Source organism: Rhizobium sp. ZPR4 (genome assembly GCF_040215725.1).
Classification (GTDB): domain Bacteria; phylum Pseudomonadota; class Alphaproteobacteria; order Rhizobiales; family Rhizobiaceae; genus Rhizobium; species Rhizobium rhizogenes_D.
The window spans coordinates 2045313-2059568 of the sequence record NZ_CP157967.1 but is presented as its reverse complement, the minus strand read 5'-3'; the positions used below and the strand labels follow the sequence as shown (position 1 = coordinate 2059568).

Annotated in this window: 15 protein-coding genes; 8 read left to right on the top strand and 7 right to left on the bottom strand. The window is 58.4% G+C overall.

The features are described 5' to 3' along the window. Positions 1-220 precede the first annotated feature (220 nt). From ABOK31_RS10130 to ABOK31_RS10120, 3 genes are all read right to left on the bottom strand, one after another. A complete protein-coding gene (locus tag ABOK31_RS10130; RefSeq protein ID WP_174180183.1) occupies positions 221-1390 on the bottom strand; it encodes a glutathionylspermidine synthase family protein in 1170 nt (389 codons plus the stop codon). A gap of 11 nt (positions 1391-1401) precedes the next feature. After that, positions 1402-1983, bottom strand: a complete 582-nt coding sequence (locus ABOK31_RS10125) for a DUF1190 domain-containing protein (RefSeq protein ID WP_349955937.1) — start codon at positions 1981-1983, stop codon at positions 1402-1404. Positions 1984-2338: 355 nt separating this feature from the next. Continuing rightward, a complete protein-coding gene (locus tag ABOK31_RS10120) occupies positions 2339-3157 on the bottom strand; it encodes a LytTR family transcriptional regulator DNA-binding domain-containing protein (protein WP_174180179.1) in 819 nt (272 codons plus the stop codon). A gap of 86 nt (positions 3158-3243) precedes the next feature. Here ABOK31_RS10120 and ABOK31_RS10115 point away from each other — a divergent pair, with 86 nt between their 5' ends. Together ABOK31_RS10115 and ABOK31_RS10110 are read left to right on the top strand one after the other, a co-directional pair. After that, positions 3244-3735: a DUF2306 domain-containing protein gene (locus ABOK31_RS10115; RefSeq protein ID WP_174180177.1), complete on the top strand. Its 492-nt coding sequence runs from the start codon at positions 3244-3246 to the stop codon at positions 3733-3735. 93 nt (positions 3736-3828) lie between these two features. Continuing rightward, entirely contained in the window at positions 3829-4749 is a 921-nt protein-coding gene (locus tag ABOK31_RS10110; RefSeq protein WP_174180175.1) for a neutral zinc metallopeptidase, read from the top strand. Between the two features lie 51 nt (positions 4750-4800). On the opposite strand, the gene ABOK31_RS10105 is transcribed toward ABOK31_RS10110, so the two are convergent. Beyond that, positions 4801-5793 carry an aldo/keto reductase gene (locus tag ABOK31_RS10105; RefSeq protein WP_174180173.1) on the bottom strand — a complete coding sequence of 331 codons (993 nt, stop codon included), beginning with the start codon at positions 5791-5793 and terminating at the stop codon, positions 4801-4803. Positions 5794-5916: 123 nt separating this feature from the next. Between ABOK31_RS10105 and ABOK31_RS10100 the strand changes: the two genes are divergently transcribed. The 4 genes from ABOK31_RS10100 to ABOK31_RS10085 all read left to right on the top strand — a co-directional run bounded on the left by ABOK31_RS10100 (position 5917) and on the right by ABOK31_RS10085 (position 10457). Beyond that, positions 5917-6828, top strand: coding sequence for a LysR family transcriptional regulator (locus ABOK31_RS10100; protein WP_349955936.1), 912 nt, complete (start codon positions 5917-5919; stop codon positions 6826-6828). A gap of 161 nt (positions 6829-6989) precedes the next feature. Beyond that, on the top strand, positions 6990-8246 hold the full coding sequence (locus ABOK31_RS10095) for a TCR/Tet family MFS transporter (RefSeq protein ID WP_174180170.1): 1257 nt from the start codon (positions 6990-6992) through the stop codon (positions 8244-8246). Between the two features lie 148 nt (positions 8247-8394). After that, the gene (locus ABOK31_RS10090; protein ID WP_349955935.1) at positions 8395-9792 is read left to right on the top strand and encodes an MATE family efflux transporter; all 1398 of its coding nucleotides are present in this window, start codon (positions 8395-8397) and stop codon (positions 9790-9792) included. Positions 9793-9884: 92 nt separating this feature from the next. Next, entirely contained in the window at positions 9885-10457 is a 573-nt protein-coding gene (locus ABOK31_RS10085) for an EVE domain-containing protein (RefSeq protein WP_349955934.1), read from the top strand. A 118-nt stretch (positions 10458-10575) separates the two neighbouring features. Here the strand turns inward: ABOK31_RS10085 and carA are convergent, their stop codons facing one another. Continuing rightward, the gene (gene carA / locus ABOK31_RS10080) at positions 10576-11784 is read right to left on the bottom strand and encodes a glutamine-hydrolyzing carbamoyl-phosphate synthase small subunit (RefSeq protein WP_174180740.1); all 1209 of its coding nucleotides are present in this window, start codon (positions 11782-11784) and stop codon (positions 10576-10578) included. Between the two features lie 128 nt (positions 11785-11912). Between carA and ABOK31_RS10075 the strand changes: the two genes are divergently transcribed. Together ABOK31_RS10075 and ABOK31_RS10070 are read left to right on the top strand one after the other, a co-directional pair. Continuing rightward, positions 11913-12080 (top strand): hypothetical protein, encoded by a 168-nt coding sequence (locus ABOK31_RS10075; RefSeq protein WP_349955933.1) that lies wholly within the window; start codon positions 11913-11915, stop codon positions 12078-12080. A gap of 4 nt (positions 12081-12084) precedes the next feature. After that, complete coding sequence (locus tag ABOK31_RS10070; RefSeq protein WP_174180163.1) at positions 12085-12537, top strand: GatB/YqeY domain-containing protein; 453 nt, start codon at positions 12085-12087, stop codon at positions 12535-12537. On the opposite strand, the gene ABOK31_RS10065 is transcribed toward ABOK31_RS10070, so the two are convergent. Next, positions 12512-13420 (bottom strand): hypothetical protein, encoded by a 909-nt coding sequence (locus tag ABOK31_RS10065; RefSeq protein WP_349955932.1) that lies wholly within the window; start codon positions 13418-13420, stop codon positions 12512-12514. The two genes, ABOK31_RS10070 and ABOK31_RS10065, sit on opposite strands and share 26 nt — an antisense overlap. 349 nt (positions 13421-13769) lie before the next feature. Further along, positions 13770-14003 (bottom strand): hypothetical protein, encoded by a 234-nt coding sequence (locus ABOK31_RS10060; RefSeq protein WP_174180159.1) that lies wholly within the window; start codon positions 14001-14003, stop codon positions 13770-13772. Between the last annotated feature and the right edge of the window lie 253 nt (positions 14004-14256).

Sequence of the window (14256 nt, the reverse complement as noted above, 5' to 3'; positions counted from 1 at the left end):
CCGTTTTTTCGTTGCGCAAAAAGCCGGCCAGGGTGGGAGATCACCGGTCGGGGCGCATGGGCAATATTTTCAGGCTAGAAGCGGCTTATAGGCAAATGTATTTGTAAACGGAACCCCATAAATGGCGGAATCGACATGAATTCTGCCAAGATCGTCGCGGGGCGACGAAATGATGAGCCACACGGACAGCGCGATAGTCCGCGCCAGCCGCTTCTATCGGCTAGCCCTCAATATAATGAGGCACGAAGCGTGAAGTATCACGCGTGATGGGGGTGTCATCCTCGCGAATGCCGATACCCGCCGGCTGGCCGGCAACGACCCAGGAGCCGATGACAGTCCAATCGTCGCCGAAACGGGGGAGCAAGTGCATCGCCTGCCTTATATATCCTTCTTCGCCGTACGGTCCTTCGACCTGATATATGCCGGCACCGGCTTCGTGATTGACGAGCGTTACATTCGCGCCTTCGCGCGATAGCAACGGTTTGCGGACATACCGCTCGCCGAGATCGCCGATCTGCGCATCGTCCTCGAAATAGGCGGGCAGAAGGTTTTCATGACCGGGGAACATGTCCCATAGAACCGGTAGCAGTCCCTTGTTGGACAAGGTCAGCTTCCACAGCGGCTCAATGACGCGCGTCGGGGTGAGCGGCAGATGGCGGCCGAAAGGTTCGCGCACCATATCTTCGAGGGGATAAAGCTTGAACAGGCAGTCGATAGGCTCGTCCTGAAGGTCGATCAGCTGATGCTGCTCGTCGACGCCGATATCGGGCATGGCGATAAGCTTCGTTTTGCAGCCCGCCTGAGCGGCGCAATCGACGAGATAGTTCAATGTCACAAGGTCTTCTTCGGATTCCAGCATGCCGGCGAAGTGCATGCGCCCCGAAGGTGCAGCAAGAATACGTATCGCATCGATCAGGCGTTCATGTACTGAATTGAACTGGTCTGCCGAAATTGGGAGTTCGCCGCGCCGCTTCATATCTTCCAACCAGCGCCATTGGAAAACAGCGCTTTCGAATAGACTAGTCGGTGTATCGGCATTGAATTCGAGAAGCTTCGCCGGACCGCTTCCGCTATACGAAAGGTCGAAGCGACCGTAGAGATCATGTTCACGATTGCGCCAGGATCGTAATATTGCGTCGTGATAGGCTGACGGAATCGCCATGCGGCGCATCAACTCTTCGTCTGAGGCGATCCTTTCCGCCGCAGCATAGGACATTTCCAGCAACTCGGCCGAGGGCGCCTCGAGTTTTGTCTCGATTTCGTCGAGGGTGAAAGCATAGGCATGCCGCTCATCCCAATAGCGTTCGCCGTACATGGAATGGATCGCAAAGCCGCAGGCTTCGGCGTCGGCCTTCCAATCCGGCCGTTCGTTCATCACAACGCGTTTCATTCATTCACCCGTCAGCCCGAAAGATGGAAGCCGCGAAAGCCCCAACCACCGCGTTCTACTGCGCCGCTCGAACGGCTGGCACGTTCGGAGGATTTTCCCCAAGGGCCGCTGCCACCGCCGCCGCTGGAAGAAGACGATTGTGTGTTGTCGTCCTTTCTTTCCGCATATTTCGTTTTTCCAAGCAGCATGCCATTGGCAAGGCTTCGCCCGGTCGCCGTTCGAAAGTCGGTGCTCCCAAGCGGCTGGTATAGCGCCTTGGTATCAAACGATCTGGCGGCGCTGCCGACGAGATAGCCGGCCAGCAGGGGAATGAAGTGACCAGTGCCGGACTGATGTGTGCTGGTCGTTGGCTGGCAATTACTGACGCCATAGTCCTTTTCGCAGTTTGCAGCTGTTTCATAGGCAGGCGCATTCTGCTGGCGTTCCGCTTCGGCAGAGGCAAAGTCAGATCGACATTCATCGACGGAAAAGACTTTGCCCGCGATGCACGCGTTGACGTCTTTGTAAATCTGAACCGTATCTTCCTTCTCGCCACAGCCCGTCAATGCTGCTGTTCCCATGAGCAGCAAAGACACACTCATCGATCGCTTCATAAAACCCCCTGCGCAGTGCGCGTTCAGGCACCCACATCGTTCAGGATCGCCCGCATAGGTCGATCAGCCGCAAGCCACGCTGAGACGGCGTCGCGGTTGTCCACATATGTAAGAGATACAACGTAAAGAATATCGGCGCGAAATCTGAGTTAGGTGCGAATCGCCTGCATTTAAAGAATGCACGCGCGAGTTCGATCGATTTTTTTAGATCAATGGTTGTGACCGTAAAGAATATCTTTCCAGCTTTCATAAGTTGCGATGACTCTATGCATTTGGAGGGCGCCACCTTTGTCTCCGAGCCCGCCTCTGCAGAAGCGGCCTTGTGGATTGAAAGGATTCGGCAATCCGGCGGCCATCAACCGAAACGACGCCGGACACCTTCGGCATAAGAGCGGCTGACGGGCATCTCCATTCCGTCGCGCGCGACGACGAAAAGCTTGCCATTGTCGCGTTTCAGGCTGACGACTTGATCGGTCGCGACCCAGTGCGATCGGTGCAGTCGGATGCCTTCTATATTGCCGATTTCCATCAGGGCGTCGCCGAAGCGCAGCAGGACAAGCTCGCGGCCGCGTGTTGTGACGACCTCGGTGTAATGGTCGCGAACGGTGAGTCTTATCAGCGCTCCGCGGTTTTCCGGCTTCAAACGCGCGAGAATCGGCGGCTGCGGTGCCCGGGGCCGGATCTCAGGCATGGATATTGTCGTCGGTTCCGTGAGATCCGTTTCCGCAGTTGCCATCGCGATCTGTCGATGCATGGTCAGATAGGTGAGTATGCAGAAGAGGGCGCAAAGCGGTATGGAGCCCAGCGACTGACGCAGACTGCCGCTCACCGTGGGCAAGGTGCCGAAGAATGCGAAATCGACAAGCGTAATGCCGAAGCCGATCGGCAATGCGGCGACGACGGAGCCGATCATCATCCGCGCGAACATGCTTGCCATATATCTCCGTAGCAGGGTTTCGGCGACGACGGAAAACACGATTGCGATGGACCACGCCATCGCATGAAGGGCGAGCCAATAGCCCAGTCTTGCTCCTGGCATCAGCCGGTCGAGGGTGCCGTATGGTCCGGTCAAGGCAAAGATCAGGATGATCGTGACGAAGGTCGCCCAGAAGCGTGGTGAACGCTGGATGACCTGCAATTCACGAAGCGTGGACTGCAGAAAGGTGTGATCCACGAAGATTTCCCGTTCTTTGGCGCAATTTCGGTTGAGAGAACAATACTATCACGGAAAGGCTCGATAAACTCAATCGGACAGAGATCATGACCTTCGAGCCGCTTCTTGATGCCCCAATCGCGATCCAGATCCATGTCGCGGCGGTCGTTCCGGCCGCATTGCTCGGAGCCTATCTCCTTCTCAGGCCCAAGGGGACGCCGAGGCATCGCCTGCTCGGCAAGATATGGCTGGTCCTGATGGTGGTGACCGCGCTATCGAGCTTCTTCATTCACCAGATCAATATGTTCTACGGCTTCAGCCCGATCCACCTGCTCTCCATATTCGTTCTTTTTGGTTGTTGGGGGGCGATCGCCAATGCACGCAAACACGATATCGAAGCGCATAGGCGCATCGTCAGAAGCCTTTACTTCGGTGGCATCGTTGGCGCCGGAGCTTTTACCTTCCTTCCGGGGCGGATCATGAACAAGGTGGCCTTCGATGGCGATGAAACGGCGCCGCTTCTGGTCGCGATAGGTATAGCGATCGCGCTTTTATGGCCCATGTCCAAAGAAATATGGCGGCGGCGGCGTTTAAGCTAATGTTCTGTCGATAGCCAACTGGCTTTGTTACACTTCCTGGATATATAAATGCCTCAAGGGACTTTGATTTTAGGCATCGCCAGGAGGTGCGCTATGGATTGGAAGGGGCGTCGGCAATCCGACAATATCGAGGACGAACGTGGCTCATCGCCCATGAGCGGCGGCGGTGGCGGCGGTTTTCGATTCCCGGGCGGAGGGATCGGCGGCGGCGGTTTGAGCTTTCGCACCATCATCGTGCTCATCGTGATCTTCCTGATCCTGAGAGCCATGGGCGTCGACGTCATGGGCCTGCTGCAGCAGACCGGCATGCTGGAGGGGGGTGGCTCGGGATATCAGCAGAGCACTTCCACCGGCAGTGGCAGTGGTCAACCGGCCAATGACGAGATGAAGCAGTTCGTCGCGACGGTCCTTGCCGATACGGAAGACACCTGGACCGGCATCTTCAAATCGATGGGTCAGACCTATACGGATCCGAAACTGGTGCTGTTTTCCGGCAGCTTCCCTTCGGCTTGCGGTCAGGCTTCGGCGGCGACAGGTCCCTTCTATTGCCCGAGCGATCAGAAGATCTATCTCGACATGGCCTTCTTCCAGCAGATGAAGGACCAGTTCGGCGCATCCGGCGATTTCGCGCAAGCCTATGTGATCGCGCATGAGGTCGGCCACCATGTTCAGGACCAGCTTGGCATCCTGCCGAAGTTCAACCAGGCCCGCCGCAACATGAGCGAGGTGGATGCCAACAAGATGTCGGTGCGCATCGAACTCCAGGCCGATTGCTTCGCCGGCATATGGGGCAAGTTCACGCAGCAGAAGGGCATCCTGCAGACCGGCGATCTCGAAGAGGCGCTCAATGCCGCACAGCAGATCGGCGACGACACGCTGCAGAAGCGCACGCAGGGCTATGTCGTTCCCGACAGCTTCAACCACGGCACCTCGGCGCAACGCATGAAGTGGTTCAAGCAGGGCTTCGATTCCGGCAAACTTACAGATTGCGATACGCTGAACAATCCGGTCTGATATTGCTTGCCCGCTGCCGTAATGTCGGTCAGCGGGCAAACCTCTATTGTCTCATTTCTCGCTGTCGAGATGCGTCAACTGCGCTTCCGGATAGCGGCCGCCGGCTGCGGCGTCTTTCGGGATCGCGCGTTCGATCACAGCCATATCGGCTTGTGACAATTCAACCGAGAGCGCTCCCAGGGCTTCGGTGAGGCGATCGCGACGGCGGGCGCCGATGATCGGGACGATCTCCTTGCCCTGGGCTGCGACCCAGGCGATGGCGATCTGGGCGACGCTGGCGTCCTTTGCCTCGGCGATCTCACGTAACGCTTCCACGAGCTCCAGATTCTTTTCGACGTTTCCTGCCTGGAAACGCGGGCTCATCGCACGAAAATCGCCCTTCTGGACATTGTCTTTCTGCCAGTGGCCGCTGATGAGGCCGCGTGAAAGAACGCCATAGGCCGTTGTGCCGATGCCGAGTTCGCGGCAGGTCGGCAGGATCTTGTCTTCGATGCCGCGCGAGATCAGTGAATATTCGATCTGCAGATCGACGATCGGATGAACCGCGGCAGCACGGCGAATGGTGTCCGCTCCGACTTCCGACAGGCCTATATGCCTGATGTAGCCTGCCTTGATGAGATCCGAAATCGCACCGATCTGATCTTCGATCGGCACATTGGGATCGAGGCGGGCAGGGCGGTAGATGTCGATATGGTCGACGCCGAGGCGCTGCAGCGAATAGGCGACGAAATTCCGGATCGCCGCCGGTCGGGCATCGTAGCCGAGCCATGCGCCGGAGGGATCGCGCAGAGCACCGAACTTGACGCTGAGCAGGAAATCGTCCCGCTTCAGCTCCTTTATGGCTTCGCCGATCAGCATCTCATTGTGACCCATGCCATAGAAATCGCCGGTATCGAGCAGGTTGATGCCGGCATCGAGCGCGGCATGGATAGTGGCGATGCTCTCGGCGCGATCGGATGGGCCATACATGCCCGACATGCCCATGCAGCCGAGGCCGAGCGCCGATACCTGCGGCCCGGTTTTTCCCAATTGATGCTTTTCCATCGTCGTTCTCCTTGGTCGGAGGCGCGCTCTCATCTCCAGAGGCCTCTATCTTACAGGTTTACTCCATCGCTCTCTGTGCGATAATCCGGATAAATTGAAACAGGTTGTTTGGAATTTTGCACAATGGACGACTTGCCGCTGGCCGATCTGGTTGCCTTCACCGCCGTCGCCCGCGAGCGCAGCTTTCGCGAAGCGGCGCGCAAGCGGAGCGTTTCGGCCTCATCGTTGAGCGAAGCGGTGCGCCGGCTGGAGGAACGGCTGGCGGTTCGCCTGCTCAATCGCACGACCAGGAGCGTGACGCCGACGGAGGCGGGGGAGCGGCTGATGGAGCGTCTGACGCCGGCCATGAGCGAGATTGCGGGCGCTCTCGACGATATCAACAGCTTCCGCGATAGCGTTGGCGGAACGTTGCGGCTGAATGTGCCGACCGTCGCGGCCATGGTGGTCATGCCCGACATCATAAGCCGCTTTCTCAACGAATATCCGGCGATTTCAGTCGAAATCGTTGCCGAGGACAGTTTCATCGATGTCGTGGCGGCCGGCTATGATGCTGGCATCCGCTATGACGAACGGCTGGAAAAGGACATGATCGCTGTGCCGATCGGGCCGCGGCAACAATATTATGTTACTGCCGCTGCCCCGAGCTATCTAGCTGCCAACGGGACCCCCAAGCATCCGCGCGACATACTCGAGCATCGCTGCATCCGTCATCGATTCCTGAGTCGCTCGGTGGCTCCCTGGGAGTTCGAGAGGAATGGCGAAACGATCTTCATTGCCCCGTCGATGGTTGTCGCAACCAATTCGATCGATATCGAGCGCAGCGCGGCGGCGGCGGGACTGGGCATCATCAGAACATTCAAGGAATTCCTTGCGCCGCAAATTGCCAGCGGAGAACTGGTGCCGATCCTCGAGGAATGGGACACGGCCTTTTCCGGCCCGTTTCTCTATTATGCTAGCAGACGGCATATGCCGACGCCGCTCAGGGCCTTCGTCGACTTCCTGAATCGCGAGCAACGACGGGGTCGCGACACATAGTCGCTTTTCTGCCAAGGATCAAAAAAAAGCGGTCAACAAATCAATAAGATTGAAGCGTTCACGGATTGTTTCCGCCAAAATCTTTATGTATGGGGAACGCTCCAGTTTTTCGTTCACGTTCTGTCTCTTTCATGGAGGCGGAGCCGCCAGAAGGCATCTCCATGATCGATCAGAAATTCGCCCGTCGAGGCCTGTTCCTCGTCTTCCTCATTCTCTTCCTCGACGTTATCGGCATCGCGATCATCATGCCGGTGATGCCGAAATACCTGGAAGAGTTGACGGGTGCGTCGGTCAGCACGGCGGCGACCGAGGGCGGCTGGCTGCTGCTGGCCTATGCCGCCATGCAGTTCCTGTTTTCGCCATTGATCGGCAATTTGAGCGATCGCTTCGGTCGCCGTCCGCTTCTCCTCGCGTCGGTATTGACCTTTGCGATCGACAATTTTATCTGCGCGATTGCCGGCTCCTACTGGATGCTGTTCGTCGGTCGTATCCTTGCCGGCATCAGCGGCGCAAGCTTTTCGACCTGCTCGGCCTATATCGCCGATATCAGCAATGACGAGAATCGTGCGAAGAATTTCGGCCTGATCGGCATGGCTTTCGGCGTCGGCTTCGTGCTTGGCCCCGTCATCGGCGGCTTCCTCGGCGAATTCGGTCCGCGCGTGCCCTTCTATGGTGCGGCCGCTCTGGCCTTCCTGAATTTTGTCGGCGCCTATTTCCTATTGCCGGAAACGCTGGATGCCAAGCATCGCCGGCCCTTCGAGATCGGCCGGGCCAATCCGTTCGGCGCGTTGAGGCAGATGCGGCGCTACCAGGGCATCGGCTGGGTCTGTGTCGTGATGTTCCTGAATTGGCTGGCACATGGCGTCTATCCAGCGGTCTGGGCTTTCGTCACCTCCTATCGCTATGACTGGAGCGAGGGACAGATCGGCTTCTCCCTCGGCGTCTATGGCATCGGCGCTGCCATTGTGATGGGCCTTGTTCTGCCGCGGCTCGTGCCCGTGCTTGGTGAATGGAAGACGGCGATGCTCGGGCTGATATTCTCTTGCCTCGGCCTGATGGGCTATGCGTTCGCATGGCAAGGATGGATGGTCTATGTGGTGGTGGTCCTGACTGTCATCGAAAACGTCGCGGATGCGCCGCTTCGTTCCATTGCAGCCAGCAAGGTTCCGCCTTCCGCGCAGGGTGAATTGCAGGGAGCGCTCGGTAGTCTGACGAGTATCACTGCTATCATCGGGCCGGTTCTGTTTCCCTATCTGTTCCAGTATTATACCGCGCCGACCGCACCCGTCGTCTTCGCCGGTGCGCCCTTCATCATGAGCGCAATCCTGGTGGTCGCCGGGCTTGTCGTGCTAGTGACGAAGGTACGCAAGACGGAGCCGAAGGCGGTTGCGCAATCGCAGGCTGGCGAGGCGGCCTAAAAAATCATCAGATATTTTGATGTTCTGATGAATTCTTTAGCATCGTGGGCTTGTCTGCTGGCTTTTTAAGCTAAGTTGCGTTAATGCGGCGGGCTCGCGCACCCTTGGGTAGGGCGGCTCGCGCGATTCTAAAGATCGAGTCTTCGCTATGGATATGCCGGTACCTGCGCGCCCGCTCGCGCATGACAATGATAATTCGTGGTCGGCACATGTCCGCGCAACGCTTGCGCTGGGCATTCCGCTGATTGGCGCGCAGTTGGCGCAACTCGGGATCAACACCACGGACGTAATGATCGTCGGTCGGCTCGGCGCCGAGCAGCTGGCGGCGATGGTGCTTTCCGCGCAGTTTCTGTTCACGATCCTGATTTTCGGCTCGGGCTTCTCCATCGCGGTCGTGCCGCTAGTGGCGCAGGCCTATGGCAAAGGCGATGTCGTCTCGGTGCGCCGCGCACTGCGCATGGGCCTGTGGGTCGTCACCGCCTATTGGCTGGTGGCGCAGCCGGCCTTCTTCTATTCCGAGGAGATCCTGCTTGCGGCGGGACAAAAGCCCGATGTCGCGAAATTGGCGAGCGGCTATATCGATATCGGCCATTTCGCCGTATTGCCGGGTCTGCTTTACAACGTGATCCGCGCGCTGGTGAGCGCTATCGGCCGCGCCGGCATCATCCTCAAGGTCACCATAGCCATGCTCGTCATGAATGCCGTGCTGGCCTACATCCTCGTGCTCGGCCATTTCGGCCTGCCGGCGATGGGCCTGCATGGTGCGGCCATTGTCTCGGTCGCCGTGCAGACGGCCGGTTTCCTTTTTATCGTTGGTTACGTGCAGGCCCATGAGGAAACGCGTCGCTATGAGATCTTCGTCCGGTTCTGGCGGCCCGACTGGCATGCTTTGTGGGATGTCATCCGACTGGGCTTTCCGATCGGTGTGACGGTTCTGGCTGAGGTCAGCCTGTTCACCGCCGCATCGCTGTTGATGGGCCAGATCGGTACGATCGAACTTGCCGCCCACGGTATCGCTCTGCAGTGGGCATCCATCGCCTTCATGATCCCGCTCGGCCTCAGTCAGGCGGCGACCGTACGCGTCGGTGTCGCCCACGGGCAGGGCGATCATCTCAGCCTTAGGCGCGCGGCCATCGTGGTCCTCGTCGTCTCGAGCTGCATCGCGCTCTGCGGCAGCATCCTGTTTGCGACTGTGCCATCCTGGCTGGCGGGCTGGTTCCTTGACATCCACTCGGCCGATGCGCCGCAGGTGCTTGCCTTTGCCGCACCGCTGATCGTCGTCGCGGGCCTCTTCCAGCTTGTCGACGGGCTGCAGTCGATCGCAAGCGGGCTGCTGCGCGGCTTGAAGGACGCGCGCGTGCCGATGATCATGGCGCTGATCGCCTATTGGCCGATCGGCTTCTTCCTGGCCTGGTTGCTGGCGTTTCCGCTCGGTTTCGGCGGCATCGGCATCTGGTTCGGCTTCCTGCTCGGCCTTGCTTCAGCAGCGGCCATGCTTTGCGCCCGGTTCTACATTCTGGTGCGGACGGAAAAGGCTGCCGCTTGATGGCGGCAGCCATCCTTGCGCTGCGAGACTACTGACAAAAATTGACAGCATGATCGTCTATATCTGTCTCATACCAGAGACGGGAGACGACCATGATATTCAAGGCAAGCAATCGTAATGATGCCGCGCTTTTCCCGCGGGAAGATCAGATCAATCGGGGGGCAGCTATACGCCTCCTGCCACACGCCAACACCTCGTCCCGGCAGCCGGAGCCGGAACAGAAGTCCTACTGGCTGGCAGTGGCCAGTGCCGAGCACGTGCGCATCGGGCGCCAGCATGGCTTCATGCAGGTGAACCACGGCAAGCGAGCCCCCCTGAAGCGCATCAAGCCGGGTGACGGCATCGTCTACTACTCTCCTTCCGTCAAGATGGGCGAGAGGGACGGCTTTCAAAGCTTCACCGCTATCGGCTTTGTCCGCGAAGGTGAGCCATATCTTGCCGAGATGGGCTGCGGAAAGGCCTATCGCAAGGATGTGGACTGGCTGGACGCGCCCGAACAACCGCTTCGTCCTCTCCTGGGCTGGCTCGATTTCACCCAGGACAGGAATTGGGGCTACAAGCTGAGATTCGGCCTCGTCGAGTTCGGGCAATCCGACTTCGAGTTCCTCGAGGAAATCCTGATGAGCGAGCTTGAAGTGGTCAAGCAGCGTCGCCTGCAAGCCTAAGCTCCAACAGGCATGAACCGATGTGACGAGAGACCTCCCAAGTTGACGCGCAAAAGGAAAAGCCCCGGATTGATCATCAATCCGGGGCTTTTCTCATACGATCGGGTGGTCGACGCTATCAGGCGCGCTCAGCTAGGGCCGCTTCGCCCTTCTTTTCGCGCACCAGATTGATGAAGCGACGGAAGAGGTAGTGGCTGTCCTGCGGACCGGGAGAGGCTTCCGGGTGATGCTGAACCGAGAAGACCGGCTTGCCCGCTACGCGCAGGCCGCAATTGCTGCCGTCGAAGAGCGAAACGTGAGTCTCCTCAACACCTTCCGGCAGCGAATTGGAGTCGACTGCGAAGCCGTGGTTCATCGAGACGATCTCGACCTTGCCCGTCGTATGGTCCTTCACCGGATGGTTGGCGCCGTGATGGCCCTGGTGCATCTTTGCGGTCTTGGCACCGAGCGCGAGGCCAAGCATCTGATGGCCGAGGCAGATGCCGAAGAGCGGGATTTCCGACTTCAGCAGATCCCTGATGACGGGCACGGCATATTCGCCGGTTGCAGCCGGATCGCCGGGGCCGTTGGAGAGGAAGATGCCGTCCGGGTTCAGGCCGAGAACTTCGTCGGTCGAAGCGGTTGCCGGCAGAACGGTGACCTTGCAATCGAGGCCGGCGAAGAGGCGCAGAATGTTGCGCTTGACGCCGTAGTCGAGGCAGACGACGTGGTACTTCGCGTCGGCGGCGCCGAGCTCGCCATAACCCTCGTTCCAGACCCAAGGTGTCTGCGACCATTGCGAGGACTGGCCGGAGGAGGCGACCTTGGCAAGGTCGAGACCTTCGAGGCCGCTCCAGGCCTTGGCGTCCGCCTTCAGCTGGTCGATATCGAAGACACCGTTGACATCATGGGCGATCACGCCGTTCGGCATGCCGTTTTCGCGGATCCAGGCGGTCAGTGCGCGCGTGTCGATGCCGCAAAGACCGATGATGCCGCGCGCCTTCAGCCATTGGTCGAGATGCTTGGCGGCGCGGTAGTTCGAAGGGTCGGTGATATCGGCCTTGAAGATGACGCCGACGGCGCCATGACGGGCGGCGGGCGTCAGATCTTCGATATCTTCGTCGTTGGTGCCGACATTGCCGATATGCGGGAAGGTGAAGGTGACGATCTGGCCGAGATAGGAGGGATCGGTCAGGATCTCCTCGTAACCCGTCAGCGCCGTGTTGAAGCAGACTTCGGCCTGGACCTTGCCGGTCGCGCCGATGCCCTTGCCTTCGATCACGGTGCCATCGGCAAGAACGAGAAGAGCGGTCGGCTTTTCGGTGGTCCAAGGGGCTGTGGCGGTCATAGTCATCCCGTTTCCGGCGTCGAGCGCGGCCTTGAACAGACCGTCGGCTTCCGCCATGTTTGTAGCAAGGTACAGCCGGCGACCCAGGTCGCGGCTTGAGATCTTCCTATCGATCTAATGTGCAGGTGATGGACATAGCTAAACAAGGCGAGCCGGTCAATGCGCGCTTTTGCTTTCCTATCAAGGAATTCGGGCTTTCGGCCGCAATTGCATTGATCGACACTGTTGGTCTAGAAGACAGCAACATGACATCGGTGGCCGGGGCGATCGTCGCCGGCCTGCTTCAAGGAGTTTAGAGACATGATCCGCGAGACCCTTTCCAATGCCCAGAAGGACGCGATGAAGGCAAGGGATACGGCGAGGCTTTCGACCGTCCGTCTGATTCTTGCTGCTATCAAGGACAAGGACATCGCCAATCGCGGTCTCGGCAAGGAACAGGCGAGCGAAGATGAAATTCTGCAGCTGCTCGCCAAGATGATCAAGCAGCGCGAGGAATCGGTGAAGATTTACATCGAAGGCGGTCGTCCGGAGCTGGCCGACAAGGAGCGCGAAGAGATTGCCGTCATCCAGGGCTTCATGCCCGAGCAGCTTTCCGAAGAAAAGGTGCGCGAGATCTGCGTCGCCATCGTCGCGGAGCTCGGCGCACAGGGCCTGAAGGATATGGGCAAGTGCGTGGCCGCCCTGCGTGAGCGCTATGCCGGACAGATGGATTTTGCCAAGGCTTCGGCTATCTTGAAGGAACTGCTGAAGTAAAGGCGAACTTTGCCCTCGGCATGCGCGCTCGCCGCAGGCCGAGGGTCGTTTGCCAGGCCGCGTCTATGATGGCGAATTTCTCGGCCTGATAGTTCCGATATTGCTGGATGAAGCCGGTGGACAGCCAGAGCTGGCTGCGCCCTGAGGATCCCGTCCAGCCGACGCTCTGCATCTTTATGGCCTTGTTCATGAGCCGTTTTGCATTCGTCCTGGAGATGAGGAAGCGATTGCAGATGTCCGTGAAAGCGATGTGTCCGACGATCGCTTTCTGAGTAGCAGGATTGATCGCCCCTACGCGAGAGATCAGATAATCCATGATCACGCCGCCGGAATTCGCCCAGGTAAACAGATCGAATGTCTCGCCCGGATGGCGCAGGTCGTCGCTTTCGATGATACCCGCGGAAATCGCCGGCTGCAGCACGCCGATGAGCTCCGGTTGCTTGGCAAACAGCGTATTGCGCTTGCCGCCATCCAAACGGTCCAGCACGGAAAGGTGGATGCTAAGCCATTTCGCGAGCTGCCTTGCGGCCTCTTCCGTGGGCTGCATTGGCCGTGCGCGCCGATCGCTCGTGACGGGCAGGTAGTGCAGGAAACCGAGAGCCAGCATCTCCTGAATGAAGCTGAGCGCGGTGTTGTGGCTGGCGATTTCGTGTTCGACGATATAGTTGGCGAAGCGATTGGCGTGAATTCCGGGCGGTTCTCCGTCGATGCCGCCGCAATATAGGGCAAAGCCGGCGAGCGCCATCAGCCAGCGTTGCTGTGAAGCAAAGACAGAGCATACGCGCTGATTCTCATCATAAGTGGATATAATCTCTCGTGTATAACCGAGGATTTCCGTGAAAAATTTCGGGTCCTGAGCAAGTTCCTTCGCGCATAAAGACATGCAACCGTCTCCGATCAACTGAACAAAGTTTCAAATTGTCTGACGAGATAATTACTAAGATCGCATATACGTAGATAATAAAAGATATCGATCGATATCGTTGCGTCAAGATACTCGCGGCGACGAACCAAAGATGTTCCGCAGCATATGTTGACTACTCGTGTTGTCGCGAAATTGAGCTGGCCCAAAATTAGAGAAGGCAGGAGCTGGGGGAGCTCCTGCCTTCTTGCGCTTTGCTGACGTTTGATGACGCAGGGTGGGGCCCAAAAATCAAACGTCTTTTGCAAAGGCACTCAGGTGGGGCGGCGCCGGGGGTAGGGATGGTGCCCCACCTGAGTATCTGCTGAACTTATCTGAAAATCCTGATCTGCTGGGGCAAAGCCAATGCCTGCGGCGGCAGTTCGGACATTTGAACCTTTACGCCTGCCGTAAGGGCAGGAACTTTCATATTCGCCGGCAGCTGATATCCCGCACCGGCATAGAGCACATTCTTTTCGCTGGCGCTGCCGGTCATCATGGCCGAGCTATAGGTAGCTGTGGCGAAGATGGCTGCTGCTGCCAAGGGTACGATAAGGATGCGCATTTCCCTCTCCTAAACTGAAAGCCCGTACCTGGTGGCTTCCGGTTCGTCAGGGCGTCTCGGCATGTCGCGTCGCAAAGAAGTTTCTTCGCCGGCTTGTCTCGCCCTGTGAGAAGAACGCTATTGCGGCGCACACCAACAATCAAATTACAAAAAAATAATGTTTGGCTTACGAACCTTGCCGCAAATGCGCCTTCAGAGAGTGTCGCCTCGACGCGATTGCTTTGCAGCCATTGATTGTCTGTGACGTCTTTCT